This is a genomic window from Sphingopyxis sp., from assembly GCF_019459305.1.
In the GTDB taxonomy this organism is placed as follows: domain Bacteria; phylum Pseudomonadota; class Alphaproteobacteria; order Sphingomonadales; family Sphingomonadaceae; genus Sphingopyxis.
On record NZ_JAIBES010000113.1, the window covers coordinates 1 to 17,297 of the forward strand.

General features: G+C 62.3%; 16 protein-coding genes. 13 read left to right on the forward strand and 3 right to left on the reverse strand.

Annotation, left to right across the window (positions count from 1 at the left end; genetic code table 11):
• A partial coding sequence (gene carB / locus K0M74_RS13420; RefSeq protein ID WP_293973258.1) for a carbamoyl-phosphate synthase large subunit occupies positions 1–1,657 on the reverse strand: 1,657 nt, incomplete at its 3' end.
• A 57-nt stretch (positions 1,658–1,714) separates the two neighbouring features.
• Here carB and K0M74_RS13425 point away from each other — a divergent pair.
• Both K0M74_RS13425 and K0M74_RS13430 read left to right on the forward strand, forming a co-directional pair.
• Positions 1,715–1,984: a hypothetical protein gene (locus K0M74_RS13425; protein ID WP_293973296.1), complete on the forward strand. Its 270-nt coding sequence runs from the start codon at positions 1,715–1,717 to the stop codon at positions 1,982–1,984.
• Positions 1,950–2,384, forward strand: a complete 435-nt coding sequence (locus tag K0M74_RS13430; protein ID WP_293973261.1) for a PIN domain-containing protein — start codon at positions 1,950–1,952, stop codon at positions 2,382–2,384. The genes K0M74_RS13425 and K0M74_RS13430 overlap by 35 nt, the downstream gene beginning before the upstream one ends.
• 108 nt (positions 2,385–2,492) lie before the next feature.
• Here the strand turns inward: K0M74_RS13430 and carA are convergent, their stop codons facing one another.
• The gene (carA, locus tag K0M74_RS13435; protein WP_293973264.1) at positions 2,493–3,689 is read right to left on the reverse strand and encodes a glutamine-hydrolyzing carbamoyl-phosphate synthase small subunit; all 1,197 of its coding nucleotides are present in this window, start codon (positions 3,687–3,689) and stop codon (positions 2,493–2,495) included.
• A gap of 131 nt (positions 3,690–3,820) precedes the next feature.
• Between carA and K0M74_RS13440 the strand changes: the two genes are divergently transcribed.
• From K0M74_RS13440 to K0M74_RS13465, 6 genes are all read left to right on the forward strand, one after another.
• A complete protein-coding gene (locus K0M74_RS13440) occupies positions 3,821–4,273 on the forward strand; it encodes a GatB/YqeY domain-containing protein (protein ID WP_293973267.1) in 453 nt (150 codons plus the stop codon).
• A gap of 55 nt (positions 4,274–4,328) precedes the next feature.
• Positions 4,329–7,151 (forward strand): DNA primase, encoded by a 2,823-nt coding sequence (gene dnaG, locus K0M74_RS13445; RefSeq protein WP_293973270.1) that lies wholly within the window; start codon positions 4,329–4,331, stop codon positions 7,149–7,151.
• Between the two features lie 31 nt (positions 7,152–7,182).
• Positions 7,183–9,210, forward strand: coding sequence for an RNA polymerase sigma factor RpoD (rpoD, locus tag K0M74_RS13450; protein WP_293973273.1), 2,028 nt, complete (start codon positions 7,183–7,185; stop codon positions 9,208–9,210).
• Positions 9,211–9,699: 489 nt separating this feature from the next.
• A complete protein-coding gene (locus K0M74_RS13455; RefSeq protein WP_293973276.1) occupies positions 9,700–9,996 on the forward strand; it encodes a PspC domain-containing protein in 297 nt (98 codons plus the stop codon).
• Positions 9,997–10,299: 303 nt separating this feature from the next.
• Positions 10,300–10,923 (forward strand): hypothetical protein, encoded by a 624-nt coding sequence (locus tag K0M74_RS13460; RefSeq protein ID WP_293973299.1) that lies wholly within the window; start codon positions 10,300–10,302, stop codon positions 10,921–10,923.
• Between the two features lie 122 nt (positions 10,924–11,045).
• Entirely contained in the window at positions 11,046–11,891 is an 846-nt protein-coding gene (locus K0M74_RS13465) for a MoxR family ATPase (protein ID WP_293973279.1), read from the forward strand.
• A gap of 123 nt (positions 11,892–12,014) precedes the next feature.
• Here the strand turns inward: K0M74_RS13465 and K0M74_RS13470 are convergent, their stop codons facing one another.
• Positions 12,015–13,412: a methyl-accepting chemotaxis protein gene (locus K0M74_RS13470; protein WP_293973282.1), complete on the reverse strand. Its 1,398-nt coding sequence runs from the start codon at positions 13,410–13,412 to the stop codon at positions 12,015–12,017.
• Between the two features lie 231 nt (positions 13,413–13,643).
• Between K0M74_RS13470 and K0M74_RS13475 the strand changes: the two genes are divergently transcribed.
• From K0M74_RS13475 to K0M74_RS13495, 5 genes are all read left to right on the forward strand, one after another.
• The gene (locus K0M74_RS13475) at positions 13,644–14,822 is read left to right on the forward strand and encodes a VWA domain-containing protein (protein WP_293973284.1); all 1,179 of its coding nucleotides are present in this window, start codon (positions 13,644–13,646) and stop codon (positions 14,820–14,822) included.
• 123 nt (positions 14,823–14,945) lie between these two features.
• Positions 14,946–15,164, forward strand: coding sequence for a DUF2314 domain-containing protein (locus K0M74_RS13480; RefSeq protein WP_293973287.1), 219 nt, complete (start codon positions 14,946–14,948; stop codon positions 15,162–15,164).
• Between the two features lie 72 nt (positions 15,165–15,236).
• Entirely contained in the window at positions 15,237–15,521 is a 285-nt protein-coding gene (locus K0M74_RS13485) for a DUF2185 domain-containing protein (RefSeq protein WP_293973302.1), read from the forward strand.
• Between the two features lie 41 nt (positions 15,522–15,562).
• A complete protein-coding gene (locus K0M74_RS13490; RefSeq protein WP_293973290.1) occupies positions 15,563–16,369 on the forward strand; it encodes a lipid II flippase Amj family protein in 807 nt (268 codons plus the stop codon).
• Complete coding sequence (locus K0M74_RS13495) at positions 16,362–17,219, forward strand: DUF817 domain-containing protein (protein WP_293973293.1); 858 nt, start codon at positions 16,362–16,364, stop codon at positions 17,217–17,219. Before K0M74_RS13490 ends, K0M74_RS13495 begins: the two co-directional genes overlap by 8 nt.
• Positions 17,220–17,297 lie beyond the last annotated feature (78 nt).

The following is a 17,297-nucleotide window of genomic DNA, read 5'->3' on the forward strand; positions in this document are numbered from 1 at the left end:
GTGTTTGGTGGGGTGTTTGGCGCCGCAATTTCGGGGCCCGGCGCCGGGTCTGGGTTTTCACGGGTGGGTGTATCGCCGGGGTCCGGGGCGCGGGGGGGGGGCGGGTGCCGGGTTGCAAATTCGCCGACTGAAGTGCCAGATAGGCGAGGCGCTTGTCCGAAAAGCCCATCGCTTTGAGCTTGCGCAGCCCCTCGGCATCGCGCGGCAGGCCGTTGCGGCACACTTGCTTTTCGGCCTCGACGATTTCCTCGATGCGTTCGAGGAACCACATGTCGTAGCCCGCGATGCGGTTGATTTCGCTGAGCGGCAGCCCCTCGCGGATCGCCTGCGCAGCGTTGAGAAGCCGGTCCGGGGTCGCCTTGGCGAGTTCGCTGCGCAGCTGGTCGTGGCTCGCGCCCTTGAGGCGGTCGACGAAGTTGAAGCCCGACAGGCCGGTCTCCAGCCCGCGCAGCGCCTTCTGCAAAGACTCGTGGATATTGCGGCCGATCGCCATGACCTCGCCGACCGACTTCATCGCGGTCGACAGCACCGCCTCGGCGCCCTTGAATTTCTCGAAGGCGAAGCGCGGAATCTTGGTTACGACATAGTCGATCGTCGGTTCGAACGATGCCGGGGTGACCCCGGTGATGTCGTTCATGATCTCGTCGAGCGTGTAACCGACCGCAAGCTTGGCCGCGACCTTGGCGATCGGAAAGCCCGTAGCCTTCGACGCGAGCGCCGACGAGCGCGACACGCGCGGGTTCATCTCGATCACGATCAGGCGGCCGTCCTTGGGGTTCACCGCGAACTGGACGTTCGACCCGCCGGTTTCGACCCCGATCTCACGCAAGCACGCGATGCTCGCGTTGCGCATGATCTGATATTCCTTGTCGGTCAGCGTCAGCGCCGGAGCGACGGTGATGCTGTCGCCGGTGTGGACGCCCATCGGATCGACATTTTCGATCGAACAGATGATGATGCAATTGTCCTTGCGGTCGCGCACCACCTCCATCTCATATTCTTTCCAGCCGAGGAGCGATTCCTCAATCAGGACTTCGGTGGTCGGCGAGGCGATCAGGCCGCCGCGGACGATATGTTCGAACTCCTCGCGGTTATACGCGATGCCGCCGCCGGTGCCGCCAAGCGTGAACGACGGGCGGATGATCGACGGCAGGCCGGTGCGTTCGAGCACCGCGAGCGCCTCGTCCAAAGTATGCGCAATACCCGAGCGCGCGCTTTCGAGGCCGATCTTCGTCATCGCGTCGCGAAACTTGATTCGGTCCTCGGCCTTGTCGATCGCCTCGGCATCGGCGCCGATCATCTCGACGCCATATTTGGTCAAGGTGCCATCGTTGAATAACGCGAGCGCGGTGTTGAGCGCGGTCTGCCCGCCCATCGTCGGCAGCACGGCCCAGCCGCCGGGATTCAGCGCGGTCTCTTTCGCGATGATCTTCGCGACGATCTCGGGCGTAATCGGCTCCACATAAGTGGCGTCGGCCAGGTCGGGATCGGTCATGATCGTCGCCGGGTTGGAGTTGACGAGGACGACGCGATAGCCCTCCTCCTTCAACGCCTTGATCGCCTGCGTCCCCGAATAATCGAACTCGCACGCCTGACCGATAACGATCGGGCCGGCGCCGATGACGAGGATGGATTGGATGTCGGTTCTCTTGGGCATTGTCTATTTCGCTATCGTTGCATACATTGATTGCATTGCAATCACGGGAGAATGGTGATGGGTGCGGTGACGATCCGGAATCTGGACGACACGGTTAAACACAATGCGCGGCTGGCTGCGGCGGCGAATGGACGGTCGCTGGAGGCCGAACTGCGCGCGCTGCTCGAGCGAACCTATGCCCACCGGCAAGACGAACGCGCCGCGCGCATTCGGGCGATGAGCGGGCGGGAGTTTGTCGAGCATCTGGTCAAGGTCGCGAATGGCGCCGAACTCGAATTGCCCGAGCGAACCATTGACCCTGATCGGGATATCTTCGATGCTGATTGACACCAACGTCTGGAGCGAATTGTCGAAACCGCGTCCGGACCAGAGCGTCAATGATTTCATATCGCACCATTTCGAAGACGCTTGGCTGTCGGCCCTTGTTCTTGGGGAAGTGCGATATGGCATTGCGCGGTTGACCGATGCGGCGCGACGCGAGCGGCTCGTTATCTGGTTCGATGACCTTAGTTTCCGGTTGGAGGAACGAACCCTCAGCTTCGACGCCAGCGCCGCCCAGGCATATGCCCACGTCAAGGCCCGGCTTGCCGCAGCAGGGACGCTGATTGCTGAACTCGATATGCTCATCGCCGCGCAAGCCATCGCCGCGGACATGCCACTCGTCACGCGCAACCTGTCAGACATGGGAAGAACGGGCGCCACCATCATCAATCCTTGGCAGCCCTGATCGCCCGCATCCCCGAGTAGTCGAACTCGCACGCCTGACCGATAACGATCGGGCCGGCGCCGATGACGAGGATGGATTGGATGTCGGCTCTTTTTGGCATCTCAGAGTTCACTTCAGCCCACCCACAAATTTCTCGAACAGATAGAAACTATCCTGCGGCCCCGGACTCGCCTCGGGGTGATATTGCACCGAAAACGCATTCTTCCCCGTAATCGCGATGCCGCAGTTCGATCCGTCGAACAGACTTTTGTGCGTCTCGACCACGCCGCCCGGCAGCGTCGATGCGTCAACCGCGAAGCCGTGGTTCATGCTGGTGATCTCGACCACGCCGTCGGCGAAATCGCCTCCGACGCGCTGCACCGGATGGTTCGCGCCGCGGTGGCCCTGATGCATCTTCACGGTCTTCGCCCCCGCGGCGAGCGCGAGCAGCTGGTGGCCGAGGCAGATGCCAAAGATCGGAACATTGCGTTCGAGCAGCCCCTTGATCACCGGCACCGCATAATCGCCCGTCGCCGCCGGATCGCCGGGGCCGTTCGACAGGAACGCCCCCGCGGGGCGCAGCGCGACGATCTCTTCGAGGCTGGTCTTGGCAGGCACCACGGTGACGCGCGCGCCGGCCTTGACCAGGTTGCGGAAGATATTATCTTTGGCGCCGTAATCGATGGCGACGACGTGCGGCGCGGCATCGCCCGCACGTTTGTGCTCCGACACGTCATAGCCCGAACCGAGATGCCAAACCCCGACATCCCACGCACCCTGCCGCTCGCGCGTGACCGTCTTGGCGAGGTCCATGCCCTCCAGCCCCGGCCAGCCCTGCGCCAGCATCAACAGCTTATCGAGGTCGAATTTGCCCTCGGGGCTGTGCGCGACGACGCCGGTCGGCGCACCCCCATCGCGGATGCGGCGGGTCAGCGCGCGGGTGTCGATGCCGGCGAGCCCGATCAGCCCCTGCGCCGCCATCCATTCGGGCAAGGTCTGGACGCTGCGGAAATTGCTGGGCGCGGTCGGCAGCTCGCGGGTGATGCACCCGATCGCGGCGCGCTTGTCGCGCTCCATATCGTCGGGGTTCGCGCCGACATTGCCGATGTGCGGAAAGGTAAAGGTGATGATCTGGCCCGCATAGCTCGGGTCGGTCAGGATTTCCTGATAGCCGGTCATCGCGGTGTTGAAACAAATCTCGCCCACACCCGCGCCGCTCGCGCCATAACCAACGCCCCAAAGGACAGTGCCGTCGGCAAGAACGAGGACGCCGGTCGCGCCCGCAGGCGGGGTTTCAGGCGCGGCAGAGGGGTTGGCAGGTGCCATTCAACATGCTCCGGACGGGGGGCTAAACGGCCGATCAAGTAGGCAGCAAAAAAGTGATTCACAAGCTATCGAATTTGGAATCTTGGCGCTAGAGAGGGCCTTTCCGAAATTTGCAGCGCATGGGGACACGTATGATTCGTGATGACATCAAGGCTGCGCAGGTCGCTGCGATGAAAGCCGGCGACAAGGCGCGGCTCGGCACCATCCGGCTGATGCTGGCCAAGATCAAGGACAAGGACATCGAACTGCGCACCGGCACCGCGCCAGCCGACGACGATGTGCTGGTCACCGACGTACTGCAGAAAATGGTCAAGCAGCGCCGCGAATCGATTGCCATGTACGAACAGGGCGGGCGGCAGGAACTGGCCGACATCGAGGCGGCCGAGGTCGTCGTGATCGAGGATTTCCTGCCCGCGCAGCTGAGCGACGATGAGGCGCAGGCGGCGATCAAGTCGATTGCGGCGGAGCTGGGCGCGGAGAGCCTGAAGGATATGGGCAAGGTTATGGCGGCGGTGAAAGAACGCCATGGGTCCGAGCTGGATATGAGCAAGGCGAGCGGGTGGGTGAAGGCGGCTTTGTCCTGAGACACGCCCCTCCCGCCTGCTTGCGGGCGGGTGCCGGTAGAGGCATATCGAGGATATGACCCTCACCCCGCAATGGCTGGACGAATTACGATCTCGCGTCATGCTGTCGACCCTCATCGGGCGGACGGTGAAGGTCACCCGCGCGGGGCGCGAGTACAAGGCCTGCTGCCCCTTTCATAACGAGAAGACCCCCAGCTTCACGATCAACGACGAGAAGGGGTTCTACCACTGCCTGGCCCCGGAAACTTTGGTCATCACCGAGAACGGCCGAACACCGATCGCGGATCTCTCTGGCAAAACCGTCCGGATCCTGTCGCGTGGCGGCGAATGGATTGAGGCGCCATTCAAATCCTACGGCGAACAGCGGCTCTGGAAAATCAGCCTCTCGCGCAATGGCGTCGCCAAGGAAATCCATGCCACATCCGGTCACCGCTGGTTCGTGCATGATCGGGCTCGGACCTATACGACCGAAGAACTGCGCCCCGGCCACGCGCTTGAATCGGTCTTGCCGTCACCACGGTCCGATTGGTCGCTCGATCCCGAAGGCGTCCGGCATGGCATCGTTTTCGGCGACGGCAGCATGGACAAAGGCACATTTGGTACGTTGAACCTGCACGGCGAAAGGGATGCCCAACTGCGCCACTGGTTTCCCGACCAGGAACATCATACCCAGAAACGTAAGGGCGGTGGGCTTTATCTGCGGAACTACGGCGGGCGCGCGTTCTCCCATATGAAGCAATTGCCCGGAAACGACCGCCCACCCGCCTACCTGCTCGGCTTTCTTGCCGGGTATCTGGCCGCCGACGGCCATGTGGCAAAAGACGGAACCGTGATTCTCAATTCGGCAAGCGCCGAGCATCTCGAGGCCGTCCGCGACGTTGCGACGAAGCTGGGTATTGCGACCTATGGGCGCTCCACCCTGATGCGCAAAGGCTATGGCAACGAGCCGAGCGCGCTGCATCGAATCCACTTCGTGGCCTCGACGCTGTCAGAAGATCTCTTTCTGCTGAAAACCGCGCGCCAACGTTTTGCAGCGCAAACGAAGAAATTCGATCGCCTACGCTGGGTCGTCCGGTCGGTCGAACCCAGCAATCGGATCGAAACCGTCTATTGTGCCGAAGTACCGCGCCATCACGCTTTCGCGCTCGACGACAATATTCTTACCGGCAACTGCTTCGGTTGCAGCGCGCATGGCGATGCGATCCGCTGGATGACCGACCAGCGCGGGCTGTCGTTCATGGATGCCGTCAAGGAGCTCGCCGCCGAGGCGGGGATGGAGGTTCCTGCCGCCGATCCCCGCGCCGCGAAAAAGGCCGAAGAGGCGGCGAGCCTGCGCGATGTTGTGCAGGGCGCGGCCGACTGGTTCACCCAGCAGCTCGACAGCAGCAACGGCGCCCCGGCGCGCGACTATCTGGCGAAGCGCGGCATATCCGACCCGACGCGGCGCGCCTTTGGTTTCGGGCTCGCGCCTGACAGCCGCAGCGCGCTGAAGGAAGCGCTCAAGAAATTCCCGACCGCGATGCTCATCGAATCGGGGATGCTGATCGCGGTCGACGACAAAGAGCCTTACGACCGCTTCCGCGGCCGGCTGATGATCCCGATCCGCGATGCGCGCGGGCGCGTAATTGCGTTCGGCGGCCGCATCCTGGGTGGTGGTGAGCCCAAATATCTGAACTCGCCCGACACGCCGCTCTTCGACAAGGGGCGCGTCCTTTACAATATCGATAAGGCCAGCCCGGCTTCGCGGCAGACAAACCGGATCATCGTCGTCGAAGGCTATATGGACGTCATCGCGCTCGCCGAGGCGGGGATCGCCGATGCGGTCGCGCCTCTCGGTACAGCGCTGACCGAGGCGCAGCTGGGGCTGATCTGGCGGATGGTGCCGGTGCCGGTGCTGTGTTTCGACGGCGATGCGGCGGGGCAGAAGGCGGCGATGCGCGCCGCGATGCGCGCGCTGCCGCTGCTGCGTCCGGGCTTCAGCCTTGCTTTCGCGATCCTCCCACCAGGGCAGGATCCAGACGACATCGTCCGCGCCCGCGGCGCCGACGGTTTCACTGCGCTACTCGACGAAGCCCAGCCGCTGGTCGAGCGCCTGTGGGCGCATGAGATCGCGGCGGGGCCGCTGGCCACGCCCGAGGAGCGCGCCGCGCTCAAGACCCGGCTGCTCGCCCATGCCGACGCGATCGAGGATGCCGATGTGCGCCACCATTATCGCGAGGCCTTTCGCGAGCGGCTCGACACGCTGTTCGCGCGCAAACAGCCCGAGCGGACCCCGCGCGTGCCCTGGGCGCCGCAACCGCAGCGCGGCGGCAATCGCCGCTTCGGTCCCGACCCCCGGCTCCAGCCACCGGTCGATGAAGCACGATCGATCGGCAAGATCGGCATCGGCGGCCATTATGCGGCGGCGTTGATCGCCGGATTGCTTCGTTATCCCGCGGCGATCCGGCGCCACGAAGAGGCGCTCACGCGGCTCGCGGTCGCCGATTCCAGCGACGCCGAACTGCTCCGCGTCATGCTTGATAGCGCGAGCGGCGAAGAAGGGCTTGATTGCGAGGGGTTGCTTGCCATATTGGAGCCAATGAAAGTGTATAATAGGGCGACGACATTGCTCAGAGCCGACGGAATGCACTTCTCGTTCAATCGCAGGCTTGACGGCGAAGAGGTTGATGTGGCGCGAGAAACCGCGCTTCGCGATCTGGATGAATATATTGGCGTACTGGTGACCCAGCCGGAAATTCGCACCCGGCTTGCCGAAGCCACCGCGGATTACATGCGCACGATGGACGACGAAGGCCATGCGCGGCAGCAAAAGCTGCGCGCGATGGACGAGGAATTGACCCGCCGCCTGGCCGCGCTGTCCGACAGCAGCCCGGGCTGACCCACTGATTGCCCCTTTGGCAGGAACAAATATGGCCACCAAGAACACCGCAGCCGAAACCGAAACCGACACCGACGGCCCGCTGATCGACCTGAACGAGGCCGACGTCAAAAAGCTGATCGCGCGCGGCAAGAAGCGCGGCTATTTGACCTATGACGAGCTGAACGCGGCGCTGCCGCAGGACGAAATGTCGTCCGAGCAGATCGAGGACATCATGTCGGCGATTTCCGACATGGGCATCAACATCGTCGAAAGCGACGAGGATGTGCAGGAAGAGGCCGACGCCGAACCCGACGACGAAGTCGATGTCAGCGCCGGTACCGGTTCGGTGTCGAACCCGGCGATCGAAAAGAAGAAGGAAACGGTCGATCGCACCGACGATCCCGTTCGCATGTACCTGCGCGAAATGGGCGCGGTCGAGCTGCTGTCGCGCGAAGGCGAAATCGCGATTGCCAAGCGCATCGAGGCCGGCCGCGACACGATGATCCTGGGGCTGTGCGAAAGCCCGCTGACCTTCAACGCGATCATCGACTGGTCGACCGCGCTGAACAATGGTGACATGCAGCTGCGCGAGATCGTCGATCTTGAAGCGATGCTGTCGAAAGACCCTGCGCCCGAAAATCTGGAAGAAGAAGGCGCCGAAGACAACGGCGAGATCAGCGAAAAGACCGCCGGCGTTTCGTTCAAGGACGAGGACGAGGTTGAGGAAGAACCTGCTGCTGAAAGCGACGACGAGGACGGCGAAAGCTCGTCGGGCAAGCGCGAGACATTCGAAGAGGACGAGGAAGACAATACGCTCAGCCTCGCGGCAATGGAAGAATTGCTCAAGCCCGACGCGCTCGAGAAATTCGCCAACATCACCAAAAGCTTCAAAGCCTTTTCGAAACTGCAGGAGACGCGGCTCGACGCGCTGTCGACCGCGGGCGAATTCCCCGCGGCGTCGGAAAAGAAATATCACAAGCTGCGCGAGGAGCTCACCGCGCAAGTCGAGAGCGTGCAGTTTCACAACACCAAAATCGAATATCTGGTCGACCAGCTGTACAGCTATAACCGTCGCCTGACTGCGCTCGGCGGCCAGATGCTGCGTCTTGCCGAACGCCACAAGGTGCCGCGCAAGGCGTTCCTCGACAATTATGTCGGGCGCGAACTGGAAGAGAATTGGATCGAGAGCGTCAGCGGTCTCGACAAGAAATGGGCCGCCTTCGCCGAGAACGAAGCCGGCGCGGTCGACCGTATCCGCATCGAGATTTCGGAAATCGCGCAAGCCGCAGGCATGAGCCTGACCGAATTCCGCCGCGTCGTGAACATGGTCCAGAAAGGCGAGCGCGAAGCGCGGATTGCCAAGAAGGAAATGGTCGAAGCGAACCTGCGCCTAGTGATCTCGATCGCTAAGAAATACACCAACCGCGGCTTGCAGTTCCTGGATCTTATCCAGGAAGGCAATATCGGCCTGATGAAGGCGGTCGATAAATTCGAATATCGTCGCGGTTACAAGTTCAGCACCTATGCGACCTGGTGGATCCGTCAGGCGATCACGCGCTCGATCGCCGATCAGGCACGCACGATCCGCATCCCGGTCCATATGATCGAGACGATCAACAAGCTGGTCCGCTGCAGCCGCCAGTTCCTGCACGAAAGCGGCCGCGAGCCGACCCCCGAGGAAATGGCCGAGCGCCTGTCGATGCCGCTCGAAAAGGTCCGCAAGGTGATGAAGATCGCCAAGGAGCCGATCTCCCTCGAAACGCCGATCGGCGACGAGGAAGATTCGCATCTAGGCGATTTCATCGAGGACAAGAACGCGGTCATTCCGGTCGATGCCGCGGTGCAGTCGAACCTGAAAGAAACGGTCACCCGCGTTTTGGCGTCACTCACGCCGCGTGAGGAGCGTGTGCTGCGCATGCGCTTCGGCATCGGGATGAACACCGACCATACGCTGGAGGAAGTCGGGCAGCAGTTCAGCGTGACGCGCGAACGCATCCGCCAGATCGAAGCAAAGGCGCTCCGAAAGCTGAAGCACCCGTCGCGGTCGCGCAAGATGCGGTCGTTCCTCGACCAGTAAGCGCGAATCGAGAGGGAAGATTTCCAAGGGCGGTCCGGCAACGGGCCGCCTTTTTTTTCGGTTTTTCGTTGGTATTGAGACGTTCGCCTCCGTGGAAGGGAGGTGAGACGAGATGTCGCGTTCTGGTTGTTTCCCGCCATTCGTCGTCCGAACCAGAGGTAGACGCGCAGAGGATTCCCTTCCGCAGCTCCGCGCCAATGCTGCACCGCACAAATATTTCGCCCGATCCTCTTTAAATCTTCATATTTCAACGCCAGATAGCCGTTGTCGCGCGGTGCGGCGCGCTTCATCAAGGGTTCAGGCGCCACCCATCAAATGGCAACCATTCCCAATCAATGGGAATGGGTTCACGGTCCAGAGCGGGCGGTCCAGCGCGATCGACCCCATAAAGCTCGGATATTCGGGGGATTGCTCAAATTGGCACGGCCTTTGCGATGCATCCGGCATCGGCGCGGGGCAGTGCTCGCAGCCCAAAGGAAAGACAAAAAGATGGAAAACGAAACCACCAACCTTTTCAACCGCCGCGATACGTTTTTCGGTATCTGCGAGGCCGTGGGCCAGGATTTTGGCTTTAACCCGCTCTGGCTGCGCCTCGCCTTTGTCGCGCCAATCTTCTTTTTCCCGGTGCAGGCTTTCATCGGCTATTTCGCCCTTGGCGCTGTTGTGCTCACCTCGCGCCTGCTCTTCCCGGTCAAAGCCAATGCAACCGCAGCCCCGGCATTGACCACGGTCGAAGACACTGTGCAGGCCACCGAAAAGCCCGCTGAGTTCGCACTCGCAGCTTAAGCGGCACTGGCCGGACAATCCCTCTCCCCGGGTCCGGCCTTCCCGCGCAGATGACGTCGAACCGGCGCCATCGACAGGACCGGCAAGCTTCCCCCGGGGCTTGCCGGTCCTTTTGCGTTTGTCCCTGAGTGAAACAGCACCGGTACAAATCTCCGCCCGCGCATAAACGTGGCGTTTACGACGTTGCCCTATGACCGACTGTTGATAGTCCACCGGCCTGGCCTCGCGGCCCGCGCCATAGGCGAGGAACAAGCGTTGAGCCAGTCGACCCAGCCCCTGCTGCATCCGCGCGGCGTCGCCGAAATGCTCGATTCGCTGGTCGCCAGCGGCGGCACCGGCGCGCATTCGCATGTTCGCGCCGGCGCGCTGTCGAGCGGGTCAGACGCGATGCGCAACCTGGCTGACGCCGTCCATTTCCTATGTCTGCTCCACGGCCGCCACCCCGGCGTCATCGACAGCGCCGCGCGCAAAGCGGTCGATCCGGCATCGCGTCAATGGATGGAGGAATCCGCCGACGCCTTTGTTCAGGAACGCGCCTTTCTGACCAAAATCGCCTCGGCGGTCGGCCCGGTGCCGAGCACCCAGGGACAGGCGCAATGCGAGGCGGCGGTCGCTGCGCAGCGCAAGGCGATCGATATGCTCGCCGAATCGGATCGCCATGGCTGCGCCGTCGGCGCCGCGATCGCGCTGACGCTCGACTGGCGGACGATCCGCGTCCTGCTCGACATCAGCGCGCAGCGGCTCGACTTGACCCCGCCAACCTGCACCCTGCCCGACCTGCGCGAAACCGCGCGGCTTGCCGGGGCCGTCGCTAGCAGCCCCGCGGTCGAACGCGCTATGATGTTCGGCGCCCAGCAGCTTATCACCCAGCACCGCGGACTGTGGGATCTGATGGCAGCGCGCGCGGCGAGCCGCGCGATTAGCTGAATCCAATCCTCCCTGTCGCGCAGCGATGGGGAGGATCTTGCGACGCCTTCGGCTTGCACCCTCTCCCTCCCCTCGCTATGCCCGCGCTTGATTGACGTTCACGTTAAGGGAAAGACGAGCCCATGCGTTTCGATGGAACCAGCGCCTATATCGCCACCGACGACCTGAAGGTCGCGGTCAACGCCGCAACGCTGCTGCGCCGCCCGCTGCTGGTGAAGGGCGAGCCCGGCACCGGCAAGACCGTGCTGGCCGAGGAAATCGCGAAAGCGTTCGATGCGCCGCTGATCACCTGGAACATCAAGTCGACGACCAAGGCGCAGCAAGGGTTGTATGAATATGACGCGGTTGCGCGCCTGCGCGACGGTCAGCTGGGCGAAGAGCGCGTCCACGACATTCGCAATTACATCCGCAAGGGCAAATTGTGGGAGTCGTTCACCTCGCCCAAGCTGCCCGTGCTGTTGATCGACGAGATCGACAAGGCCGACATCGAATTCCCGAACGACCTGTTGCAAGAACTCGATCGGATGGCGTTCCATGTTTACGAAACCGATGAGACGATCACCGCGAAGGAACGCCCGATCGTCGTCATCACGTCGAACAATGAAAAGGAACTGCCCGACGCTTTCCTGCGCCGCTGTTTCTTCCACTATATCAAATTCCCCGATCGCGACACGATGGCGGCGATCGTCGACGTCCACTTCCCCGGCATCCAGAAGACGCTGGTCAGCCGCGCGATGGACATCTTCTACGAAGTGCGCGACGTGCCGGGCCTGAAGAAAAAGCCCTCGACCAGCGAGCTGATCGATTGGCTGAAGCTGCTGCTCAACGAAGACATGCCGCTCGAAGTGCTGCAGAACCGCGACGTCGGCAAGGCGATCCCCCCGCTCCACGGTGCGCTGCTCAAAAATGAGCAGGATGTGATGCTGTTCGAAAAGCTGGCGTTCATGGCGCGGCGTCAGGGAAGCTAGAGCCCGCCTTCGCTCCTAACCTCCGTTGGTATCGAGCGAAGTCGAGACACGCAATGCAGTGCCGGACGTATCTCGACTTCGCTCGATACGAACGGATCGGTGCGTAAACGTCGTTCAGACGCTTTAAAGCTGGTACGCGACCTCCACATCGCCCCAGCGCCGACCATTGATCACAACCGGCGTATAAACGTTGCGGACCGTGACGTAGTTCGTGCCGTCGCCTTCCTGGCGATAGACCGCCATGAAGAACGGGGCGCTGCTGCGTTTGGCCGCCTTGTCGGTGTCGTCGAACAGGATACGGCCGTTGCGGCAATAGGCGGTGTCGTGCGCCACATCACCGGTCGGGGCACGCGAACATTCGGTGATGTGTGTCGGTAAAAAGCCGTTCATGTCCGCCCCCGACGACATCTTCACATTGGAATTGTTGGCGACGACATCGTCAAATAGCGGCCGCCAATTGGCGTCGGCCCAGTCGCACAAGGTGGTGCGGAAGCGTTCGGGGTTCGATCCCGGCACGCGGATATAATTGGTGTCGAACAATTGCTCCATCGTCAGCTCGCCATTCGCGATCGCCTGCTCGGCGATCCCGACAAATTTGTCGCGCACCTTGGCGGCAAGTTCGACAACCGCCGAATCCTGCGGGCTGACCCCCGCCGAGATCACCGCGTTGAACATGCGGTTCGACACATGCTCCATCGACAGGATCGACGTGCGGGTATCTTCCAGCGTCGAACGATTGTCCCGTACCGACCCGACGACGCGGTCGACCGCCTCGCGGACTTTGGCGCCGTTGGCGTGCACCATCGCGCTCGACTGCGCGATGCGGTCGCTCTGATCGTCGAGCAAGGCGACGAGGTGCGTTGCGTCGTGCAGCGCGTCGGTGATCGTTTCGAACTGCGCTTCGGCGCGGCTCGATTGCTCGACCCCGGCCTGAATTTCGGTGACCAGCCCGCTCGCTTCGGCGGCAAGGCTGCCGATGCTGCGACGGATTTCGTCGGTCGCGCCGCGGGTGTTCTGCGCCAGCTTTTTTACTTCGGCGGCAACCACAGCAAAGGTGCGGCCAGCGTCACCGGCTCGCTCGGCCTCGATCGCGGCATTGAGCGCCAGCATGTTGGTGGTCTTGGCGATCGCTTCAATCGACTGGCTGACCTGCTGCACCTGCTCCATCACCGCGGCGAAATTGGTGACGTGCGTGCCGAGCCGCGCGACGAGGTCGATGACCGACCGAAATTCGGTGACCGCGGAATTGACGCGTTCGGCACCAGCGTCGAGCTGTTCGCACGCGCGCGCCGACAGCAATTTGGCTTCATCGGTCGAATCGGCAATCTGGCGCTGGTCGGATTCCAGGCTGACAACAAAATCCTCAAGCCGTCCGAGCTCGTCGACCTGACGGTCCATCTGGTCAGTCGCGCGCTTGATCTGCCCCGCGGCCTCGCTGCATCCCACAGCCAATTCGCCGCAGTCGCTCGCAACCGACTGGTCAAGCACCGGCGCAGCCGGATTGATCGGATCATATTTCATGCGCGCACCCACCAAAAGAACATCGACGGGTCATGCCGGATAATGGTTAACGGGGCGTCAAAGGGTTGCGAGTGGGCGCCCAGCAACGAGCCGACCGTCCCTCCCGCCTGCGGGAGGGGAGACGAAACGTCGACAAATGATCTTCACTTGGCATTGCACCAACGTCCACGCCCCGCTTTCCGTTTACGTAAAGGGATTGCACCGCAAGTCGCGACACGTTACCCCTCCACCATGTTTTTCGGCTTCCTTGACGAGCTTCGCGCCGCGGGCATTCCCGCCAGCCTGAAAGAGCATCTGATGCTGCTGGAGGCGCTCGACCGCGAGGTGATCGACCGCAGCCCCGAGCAATTCTATTACCTCAGCCGCGCGATTTACGTGAAGGACGAAGGCCTGCTCGACCGTTTCGACCAGGTGTTCAACAAGGTCTTCAAGGGTATCATTTCCGATTACGGCCAGAACCCGGTCGATGTCCCCGCCGACTGGTTGAAGGCGGTTGCCGAGAAATTCCTGACCCCCGAGGAAATGGCCGCGATCGAGTCGCTCGGCGACTGGGACAAGATCATGGAGACGCTGAAAGAGCGGCTCGAAGAACAGCAGAAGCGCCATGAGGGCGGCAGCAAGTGGATTGGCACCGGCGGCACGTCGCCCTTCGGCAATTCGGGCTATAATCCCGAGGGCGTGCGGATCGGCGGCGAGAGCAAGCACAAGCGCGCGCTGAAAGTGTGGGAAAAGCGCGAGTTCCAGAACCTCGACAACACCAAGGAACTCGGCACCCGCAACATCAAGATTGCGCTGCGCCGCCTGCGCAAATTCGCGCGCGAGGGCGCCGCGGACGAACTCGACATTCCGGGCACGATCGACGGCACCGCGCGGCAGGGCTGGCTCGACATCCGGATGCGCCCCGAGCGGCGCAACGCAGTCAAGCTGCTGCTGTTCCTCGACGTCGGCGGGTCGATGGACCCGTTCATCAAGCTGTGCGAGGAACTGTTCAGCGCCGCGACGACCGAGTTCAAGAACCTCGAATTCTTCTATTTCCACAACTGCCCCTATGAAGGCGTGTGGAAGGACAACAAGCGCCGCTGGTCCGAACGCCACCAGATGTGGGACATCCTCCACAAATATGGCCATGATTATAAGGTGATCTTCGTTGGCGATGCGTCGATGAGCGCCTATGAAATCACTCATCCAGGCGGCAGCGTCGAACATTTCAACGAGGAATCGGGCGCGGTCTGGCTCCAGCGGATCACCAAAGTCTATCCCGCCGCGGTGTGGCTGAACCCGGTGCCGGAGGCGCATTGGGGATACACGCAGTCGGTGAAGCTGATCAAGCAACTGATGAACGACCGCATGTATCCACTCAGCCTTGCCGGGCTGGACGATGCAATGCGCGAGTTGACGCGCAAGCATTGAGCGCGGCGTGGGCAAATTCAGGGACAGGCTGCGCGGCTGGTTCGGACGGTATGAGATAGAAGACCCGCGGGCGATCGCCGCGCAGTCACCCTAACTTTCTATCTTCCCTCAGAAAATGAGCTGTTGGCGGTATCGCCCGGCGACCTCGTCAAACTGATTTTCCGGTCGATTCCCGATAGCGGCGAATGGGGCGCAGAACGGATGTGGGTCATCGTGACGGCGACAGACGGAGCATGGTTGACCGGTACGCTCGACAACGATCCTCTCGACATGCCTCAGCTCAGCGCCGGTGATCGCGTGACATTTGCTCGTGGGCACATCATCGACATCGACCGGAGTTAGGATCGCGCCGTCCCACCGCCAAACGCGCCCGCGCGGCGAGAATATTGGGACCGCTGCTTCGTCGATGACCAAATTCTCGATGGCCGACTCAAAGCCGAGTATCTTTATCGCCAAGAGCCCGACCCGCCGGGCGAAGGCGATGCCTATCCTGACAGCGGCTGGCGCTTTCGGTACGACACACGCAGCCTGACCGACACCGAGTATGACAATCCGAGTTTCAGCTACATTGCGATTGCCAAGGTGCTGAACCGCGATGACAGCTGGCTCCATTTGATTGACGTGCACGCCGGCAGCGCGTTTCTCCGCGATTGGGCTACGGGCAGATTAGGGTCGACAGAATTCACTGCGACCGATTGAAATCGCTCGAATTCGCCCGGCCCTCCCGCTAACCCTCGCAGATGATCGACCTGCCCCTCGTCACCATCCTGCTCCTCACCGGGTTCATCAACCTGATCGGCGCGCTCGCTTATGCGGCGCGAATTGCAGGGGTACGGACGCGGCGGATTGCGATGTCGTTCGCGCTGTTCAACATCCTGGTGCTGTTTTCGCGCACGTCGAACAGCTTCCTCGGCCCTTTCCTCGCCAAGCGGATCGAAACGCGGCTGCATGACGGCAACGGCGCGTCGCTGTTCATCGACATGCAGCTGGTACTGGCCGCGGCGAGCGTCGCGACGTTGATTGGCATCTTGCTGGTGCCGACGGGGCAGCGGATGTTTGCGGCCGCGATCGGCTGGTATCAGACCAACCGGTCCACGACAAAGCTGGCGGTCAAGGCGGTAAGCCCAAGCGGACTGCGCACCTTGGGCCGGTCGCTGACCTTACCAAGCTTCGCGCACCTGAGGGGCTGGACGATGCCCAAGGGGATCAGCTGGGGCGTGCTGATCGCCAATTGCCTTGCGCAGTCGCTGCTCGCGGTCGGCGTCGTCGCCTCGCTCTACGCCGGCTATCTGGCGCCCGAGTTCCGCGTCACCGCATCGCAGTTGTCGGCGCTCATTAACGGCTTTGCGACGATCCTGCTGTTCGCCTTTATCGACCCGCAACTGTCGGTGATGACCGACGACGCGGTCGAGGGCAAAGTCGACGAGGCAGAATTTCGCCGCGCGATCACGTTCATCTCGCTGAGCCGCCTCTCCGGTACGATCCTGGCGCAGGCGCTGCTGCTGCCCGCGGCAATGCTGATCGCCTGGGTTGCGGTCTATGTCTGACGTGCCACGCGGCCAGTCGCGCTTTCACGCCGTTCGGATGCGACTGGAGGCGATGGCGGTCGAGCCCGGACCGCGCGGCTGGTTTCTCGAATTCCTCGTCTTCGGGTTCAAACAGGGTTGGGCGTGCCTGTTCGGCGCGCTGATGCTCGCGCTGCTACTCGGCACGCATCTATTCTGGCCCGACGACGCGCCGCTCTACCGTTATGACGCAATCACCATCGGCGCGGTGCTGATCCAGCTCGGGATGCTCGCCTTCCGGCTCGAAACGCCGAAAGAGGCGCTCGTCATCCTGATCTTTCACATCGTCGGCACGGTGATGGAATTGTTCAAGACCGCGGCGGGGTCGTGGCAATATCCCGAGGCGAGCCTGCTCCACATCGGCGCGGTGCCGCTGTTCTCGGGCTTCATGTATGCCGCGGTGGGCAGCTACATCGCGCGCGTCTGGCGCATCTTCGATTTCCGCTACACGGGCTATCCGCCGGTCTGGACCAGCTATGCGCTCGCCGCCGCGATCTATATCAACTTCTTTGCGCACCATTGGTTGTACGACATTCGCTGGTTCCTGTTCGCAGCGGCCGCGCTGCTCTTCTGGCGCTGTCAGGTGTGGTTCCGCCCGCTGCATGTCCACCGCCGCATGCCGTTGCTTGTCGGCTGGGGACTGGTCGCGCTGTTCATCTGGCTTGCAGAGAATATCGGGACATTTGCGCGGGCCTGGACTTATCCCAGCCAGGACAATGGGTGGCACATTGTGGGGCTGGAAAAGCTCGGCAGCTGGTATCTGCTGATGATCATCTCGTTCGTGCTGGTCAGTTTGGTGCAGCGGCCGAGGATACCTGACGCCTCCCTCTAATCGTTGCCCCCGCCGGCGGCGGGGGGGCCCCCCGCCCAGACACCCACACCAAAAAAAAAAAAAAACACCCCCCCCCCC

Excerpts from the sequence above, each read along its gene's own strand:
- K0M74_RS13425 (WP_293973296.1), top strand. The coding sequence starts at position 1,715 with ATGGGTGCGGTGACGATCCGGAATCTGGACGACACGGTTAAACACAAT.
- carA (WP_293973264.1), bottom strand. The coding sequence starts at position 3,689 with ATGGCACCTGCCAACCCCTCTGCCGCGCCTGAAACCCCGCCTGCGGGC.
- K0M74_RS13440 (WP_293973267.1), top strand. The coding sequence starts at position 3,821 with ATGATTCGTGATGACATCAAGGCTGCGCAGGTCGCTGCGATGAAAGCC.
- dnaG (WP_293973270.1), top strand. The coding sequence starts at position 4,329 with ATGACCCTCACCCCGCAATGGCTGGACGAATTACGATCTCGCGTCATG.
- rpoD (WP_293973273.1), top strand. The coding sequence starts at position 7,183 with ATGGCCACCAAGAACACCGCAGCCGAAACCGAAACCGACACCGACGGC.
- K0M74_RS13455 (WP_293973276.1), top strand. The coding sequence starts at position 9,700 with ATGGAAAACGAAACCACCAACCTTTTCAACCGCCGCGATACGTTTTTC.
- K0M74_RS13460 (WP_293973299.1), top strand. The coding sequence starts at position 10,300 with ATGCTCGATTCGCTGGTCGCCAGCGGCGGCACCGGCGCGCATTCGCAT.
- K0M74_RS13465 (WP_293973279.1), top strand. The coding sequence starts at position 11,046 with ATGCGTTTCGATGGAACCAGCGCCTATATCGCCACCGACGACCTGAAG.
- K0M74_RS13470 (WP_293973282.1), bottom strand. The coding sequence starts at position 13,412 with ATGAAATATGATCCGATCAATCCGGCTGCGCCGGTGCTTGACCAGTCG.
- K0M74_RS13475 (WP_293973284.1), top strand. The coding sequence starts at position 13,644 with ATGTTTTTCGGCTTCCTTGACGAGCTTCGCGCCGCGGGCATTCCCGCC.
- K0M74_RS13490 (WP_293973290.1), top strand. The coding sequence starts at position 15,563 with ATGATCGACCTGCCCCTCGTCACCATCCTGCTCCTCACCGGGTTCATC.
- K0M74_RS13495 (WP_293973293.1), top strand. The coding sequence starts at position 16,362 with ATGTCTGACGTGCCACGCGGCCAGTCGCGCTTTCACGCCGTTCGGATG.